General features: G+C 45.8%; 5 protein-coding genes. All 5 read right to left on the bottom strand.

Features of this window, described 5'->3' with window-relative positions:
- On the bottom strand, positions 1-2,279 hold a 2,279-nt coding region (locus tag HF312_21010), incomplete at its 3' end, for a polysaccharide biosynthesis tyrosine autokinase (GenBank protein ID MCU7522702.1).
- A gap of 445 nt (positions 2,280-2,724) precedes the next feature.
- A complete protein-coding gene (locus HF312_21005) occupies positions 2,725-3,435 on the bottom strand; it encodes a 16S rRNA (uracil(1498)-N(3))-methyltransferase (GenBank protein ID MCU7522701.1) in 711 nt (236 codons plus the stop codon).
- The gene (locus HF312_21000) at positions 3,413-4,810 is read right to left on the bottom strand and encodes a BamA/TamA family outer membrane protein (protein ID MCU7522700.1); all 1,398 of its coding nucleotides are present in this window, start codon (positions 4,808-4,810) and stop codon (positions 3,413-3,415) included. Before HF312_21000 ends, HF312_21005 begins: the two co-directional genes overlap by 23 nt.
- A gap of 129 nt (positions 4,811-4,939) precedes the next feature.
- Positions 4,940-5,332, bottom strand: coding sequence for a CoA-binding protein (locus HF312_20995; protein ID MCU7522699.1), 393 nt, complete (start codon positions 5,330-5,332; stop codon positions 4,940-4,942).
- Positions 5,333-5,450: 118 nt separating this feature from the next.
- The coding region (locus tag HF312_20990; protein MCU7522698.1) for a glycine dehydrogenase (aminomethyl-transferring) at positions 5,451-5,996 on the bottom strand (546 nt) is incomplete at its 5' end.

Raw genomic sequence — 5,996 nt, 5'->3', positions numbered from 1 at the left:
TTTTTCGGCACGTCTTCATTATATGAATAATATCCGTAGTGCTTGCCCGAGAACGGAGCTTTGGAGGTATCGAAATCGTTCAGCACCACGCCGCTTACAGAAACGTTTACCTGCTCCAGAAGCTCGTTTGCTCTTTTCAGCTCCTCTACCTGCGTCTTTTCCGCCCTTGCAACCAGTATGACTTCATCAACCAGTTTTGCCAGGTGTATTGCATCGGTTACAGGATTCAATGGCGGTGCGTCGTAAATTACAAAGTCATAACGGCTCGAATCCTCCTCAACCAGGTATCTCATCTTTGCAGATGAAAGGATGAGTGAAGGATTCAGGAGTTTCCCGCCGCATGTAATTATATCCAGCCCCTTTACCAGTGTAGGCTGTATTATTTCCTCAATCTGGCTCTGCTCCATGAGGTAATCCGTAAGTCCCGGCCCCATGGACTTGCTGAAATATTTATGTATCACAGGACGCCTTATATCTGTATCCACAAGGAGGACCGACTTGCCCAGATTGGCTAAAGTAACGGAAACATTTATGGCCGTTGCACTTTTGCCAGCCCCGGGTCCCGCACTGGTAATTAAAAGCGACTTGAAGCTCCTGTCCATGAGGCTGTAGGCAAGATTAATCCCCAGGCGAAGATATGACTCGTATATTTCCGAATTAGGGTTCTTTGCCGTTACAAGGCTCGTGGAGGCCGGCCTCCCCCCGGGCTCTTTGAGGAGCTTAGGGCTCGTCCTTGCTTCCAGCTGCAGCTTCGGTATGGTGGACAGAAGCCTGAATCCCAGGTATTCAATATCTTTGGGAGTGTGGATTTTATTATGTGCAAAGTTAAATATGAAGGCAAGTATAAAACCCAGGCTGAGACCCGTCAGGCCTCCAATTATAAGGTTGAATTTTGCATTAGGGCTCACCGGCTCCAGCGGCACGGAAGCTTTGTCCAGGACCTGAATTTCCCCAAACGTAGATCGCTCGGCAAGCATTGCCTCCTGGTATTTTGCCTTCAGATCCTCAGCCACCTTTTCATTAAAAGCCCTTTCCCTCTGCAGCTTTGCAAGCGTAACGCTTTCCTTTGGGAGCTGGCTAAGCCTGCCGTTGTACTTGGCAAGGTTCTGGGCGAGCATCTTCCTGTTTAACTCCAGTGAATTCTGTTTTACCTGCAGCTGCTGTATCTGTCCTGAAAGCTCAGAGATCATATTCCCCTGGTCTGTTGTTCCGGAACCCGTAATGGAATAGTTGTTCATTGAGCTCTTCACGAAATCTTTTGTCCTGGAATCCAGTATAGCCCGTAATGAGTCAATTGCACGGCTGGTTTTGTTAAGCTGGCTTTTGTATTCAGGCCTCTGCGCCTCAGTGGAGCTGACAACTTTTGAAATATCAAGCTGGGCTTCCTTTCTGGCTATTTCCTGCTGAAGCTCTTTAATGTAGAGGTCGTCGCCCGCGACAATCTTCTGCGCCACCTGGGGGCTCAGACGCGCGAGCTCCTTTTTATAGCTATCAAGCAGGAGCCTGTTTTTCTGGTATTCAATGTCGTTTGATTCAAGTTCACTCTGGAGAGCGGCGACCTTGTTGTTTGTTATGTTCGACTCAACGTCAAGTGCCGTAACATTGTTGTTCTGCATATATGTCTGTAGGGCTGAGTCGCTTCGGGCCAGGTCCTTGGCCTTAATTGAGCTCTGCTGCTCAAGAAAGGCTCTCAGTTCCGAAGAATTTGAACGGCTGCGGTTGAGGTCCCTTTCATAGTAAGTCTCAATGAACATATTTGCAATCAGGGCAGCTTCACGAGGGTCATGGCTTCTGAAGGACAGTTTAATGACATTCATTCCCTTCTTTGTCATCAGCTCCATGGAATTCCTGAGCTGTTTTATGACCCCTTCCTGCATCCTGGGTGAGGAGAAATCGGTGACTTTCTGAGATTGCCTTGCGTCTCTGATGATTAGGAGTGTATCTTTCTGCTGATTAGGATCTATGTAAACTCTTTCAAGCAGCTTTTCGGCAACGTGCGATATAAGGTCGCGCGACTGCAGCACCTCGACCTGTATCTGCACCTTGTCTGTCTTTGAATCCGGGTTTCCCAGACCGAGGGCCAGTGTGGCCTGGCTTTCATCTACGATTATTGAGGTATTGGCTTCATAGACTTTCTTCTGAAGGAGTGTAAAGATAAGCGCTAAACTGACTACCGTTAGAAGAGTAACTATAATTGTCCATTTCTGTCTGTAGATAATCTCCAGCAAATGAGTCATTCTCATCGGTTCATCGCTCTGAGACTTGTGGTGGTTGTTCATTACTGCCTTTCCTTTTTCTTTATCTTCGTATCTAATTGTTACAAACTCATAGCTCCGCTCTGCAAGTCACACTGCGTGACTTCCCCACCAGACCGCGTAGTATTTTTTGGAAGTATAAATGTAAGAATTCAGTTGAATTTATCTTAAGGCGGGCAAGTAAATGTTTCCGTTCTGGTACAGAAACAGCGCCCTCATTTAATTGCCCCTTTTTTTATTAAAGGAAGAAATATTGCTGGGTTCATTTCTTCCGATAACGACCTTACTCTGGCTCTTTAATTAAAAGATAAAGTATTCGGTTTTAATGTCAACTGACTAAATGCCCCTGTGATCGAAGTCACTGCTTATAATTTCGGATGCAAAAGATGTACAAAGGATTCAGATTTGATGAAATGCGGATACACTGAAGAGGGAAACTAAAAGCCGCCTTAGCGGCTTTAAAATTGTGTTAATGGCTAAAAGATAAGATTGATGCCGCAGTCACAACCGCGGTCTCGCTCCTGAGGCGGTTCTCAGTAAGAAAATATGAGCTTTCTTCTGAAAACATTGCAAGCTCCTTTTTATCCAGCCCCCCTTCGGGACCGAAAATGAAAAAGTAGTTGCGGTCCTCCTTCGGGCGGAAATTCCTGAAGCTTAATTTCGCGTCCTGCTCAAAGACTATCTTTTCTCCCGGAAACTTCATGATCTCAGAAAGTGAAGCCCCAGTGGTAACTTTGGGAAGATAACTCCTTAAGGACTGCTTCATGGACGAGATGAGAACCTTCTGCCAGCGCTCTGTTTTGCCCCCTTTGGGAACACTCCTCATTGAATCGAAAACAATAAAGTTCGTTATGCCCAGCTCCACACACTTCTCCAGCGCAAATTCAAAGCGGTCCTGACTCTTTAGCTTGGCCAGGCAGAAGCAGATGTTCTTAAGCCTGTTTTCGTATATCCTCTCTGAATTAACCTCACAGGTAAGCTCGTCTTTCCTGATCTCTTCAATCCCGCACAAAAATATGCACCCTTCCCCGTTGGTTACATACAGCTCGTCGCCAACAGAGTGCCTCATTACCCTGGTAATATGCTCATGCTCTTCACCCCTTATTACAAGCGTGTTCTCATGCACGCTTGCAGCAGGAGTATAGTATAATTCTACGTTAGAAAGAAAATCCGAAACCAAATAAGAGTTCTCCCTGTCTTAATTCGTTTAATGCGTATTCAAGCCTGAAAATGTTGTAAGGCAGCAGCAAAAATGTGAGCCCTGCACCATAACCGGAGTAGAAATCCCTCAGGCCCAGTTTTGTGTTTTTCTGCTGTACGGCACCAGTGTCGCCGAATATGTTTGTGAAAATTTCAATTCTGTAGGTTGTAAGCTGGCTTGGAATCAAGGGCAGCTTTATGGAAAAATTCCATTCCTTGATAATCGGGTACTTCAGTTCGGCTGAAGCCAGATAGAAATAGTGCCCTTCCCTGATGTCATTAAAATGACCTCTTACCTTTTCCCCTGAACCCAGGAGCGAATAGTCGTAATATGGAACATTGGGGCCCATTGTGGCTCTTGTTGCGAGCCTCCATTTTCCGGTCAGGTCCCCAAGGATCCTGTAGTAGCTCCTCAGATCCAGCTTCATAGCCGAATAGTTTATATTGTTCAGCCCGAAACCCCTCTCTTCAAACGTCGCCCCGGCGTAAAGCCCTGAATCGGGAAACTGCTTTAAGTTCCGGCTGTCGTATGTGTAGCTGAGGCCCGCCCTGAGAACCCTGTCTATACGCCCCTCCGAGGCGGAAATTCCCGGAACATATTTAGGGGTTTCAACGTAGTCGTAGCCCGCATAGATCCCCCCCACGTTAAACAGGTTGAGACGCTTGCCTATCATGAGGGTCCCCGTATAGATCTTCTGGTTGAAACTTTCCCCGTAAAGCCTTTCAGCCTTCAGGCTCTTATTGATCGGGTTTCTGTAATAAAGGTCCAGCGAGAGAAAAATGTTTTCATCTCTTATAAGCCAGGGCCTGTAGTACGAAATGCCCAGGTTGGGATCATATCCAAAGGCCGCGTTCAGGTTTAAGGTCTCGTTTTTCCCCCTGAAGTTCTTAAACTGAAGATCCACTCCGTAAGTGGTCCTTTTTATCATATTGTCTTTTATGTCCAGTATCGGTATCGGCCAAATGTACCAGCTTTCCTTCAGGTTTATTACGATAAGTGTAATGCTGTCGCGGAAAACCGGGAAAATATTAACGTTGGTAAAAAGTCCCAGGCTGTAGACCCTTTCCCTGTTATAGTCCAGTATCTTTTCAGTTACGTAACTCCCCTTGCCAAATGTCAGCTCCTGCGTAATTACCTCGGGATCGGTCACCTTATTGCCGTATATAACAATGCTGTCAACTCTTACAGAAAGCTCTTTTTCTTCAAGAGTATCCTTTTGAGGATTATATAAAAAGGAATTAAATGAAGAGGATTTTAATGAAGATGAATTGTAAGGGTATGCTGCAGACACAGACAGCAGCAGAATAACAAAGGCTGGAATTACAAATTTCAGGGCAGCTGCATTAAATCTCATATATCCTTGACTGAAATATTGGTAAATGTTTGATACTGTCTAATGCTTAAAACTGATATGCCGCGCTTAAAGAAAAAAAGTGCGGCATGGCAGTATTATAAACCAAAGTGCCGGGTTTTCCCGGGGGCTTTACCTGCAGAAACGGTGCTCAACAAGAATACATTTGTCCTGAATGGTTTCTATTCCTGCCTCAATTGCCGGAGCAACGGCTTCGTCATTTCTTATTCCGAGCTGCAGCCAGAGCACCCTGGGCTTAACCTCCAGCACATCCGGAATAATTTCTGCTATGGCTTCAGAACGCCTGAAAACGTCTACTATATCGATCTTAAAAGGTACATCCTTCAAGGTTGGATAAACCGTAATGCCCGGAAACTCCTTTTGCATCGGGTTTACACCTACAACGTTATATCCTTCCTGCTGCAGGTACTGGGCTATCCTGCCGCTGTCGCGCCCGGGTTTGTTTGAAATTCCAACAACGGCAATTGTTTTGGATTCCTTTAATATGTCACACACCTCTCTCATAATGCTCCTTTTTTCATTTCTTAGTAAAGAAACTTTTCTCTTTTAGCCTGAATACAATACAGGGTGAGGAAAATCCTCACCCTGTAAAAGTCTTCCTATACTAAGATAACAAAAATACTTAAGAAGCAGGTTCCTCTACGTATGCACTTAAAGGTTCACAGGTGCAGACGAGATTTCTGTCGCCGTAAGCATTATTGATCCTGCCTACGCCCGGCCAGAACTTGTTTGCAAGCGTCCATTCCGTCGGGAAGGCTGCTTTTTCCCTTGAATAAGCGTGCTTCCATTCGTCAGAAGTAACAGCTTTTGCTGTGTGTGGAGCATTCTTAAGAAGGTTGTCTGCCCTGTCGGCCTGGCCTAACTCGATTTCCTTAATTTCATTTCTTATTGAAATCAGGGCCTCGCAGAAGCGGTCGAGTTCAGCTTTTGATTCGCTTTCCGTAGGCTCAACCATGAGCGTGTCGTGTACCGGGAATGATACCGTAGGAGCATGGAAGCCGTAGTCCATAAGGCGCTTTGCAATATCCTCAACTTCAACGCCGGCCGAGGCCTTGAACTGGTGCATATCGAATATGAGCTCATGTGCCACTCTTCCGTTATTGCCCGTATAAAGCACCTTAAAATAAGGCTCCAGGCGGCTTTTGATATAGTTGGCGTTAAGTATTGC

The organism is Ignavibacteria bacterium, assembly GCA_025612375.1.
Lineage (GTDB): Bacteria > Bacteroidota > Ignavibacteria > Ignavibacteriales > SURF-24 > JAAXKN01.
This window is presented reverse-complemented; position numbering and strand designations above follow the sequence as displayed.

Coding starts and splice junctions, on each gene's coding strand:
- HF312_20995 (MCU7522699.1), bottom strand. CDS start 5,332: ATGAGAGAGGTGTGTGACATATTAAAGGAATCCAAAACAATTGCCGTT.
- HF312_21000 (MCU7522700.1), bottom strand. CDS start 4,810: ATGAGATTTAATGCAGCTGCCCTGAAATTTGTAATTCCAGCCTTTGTT.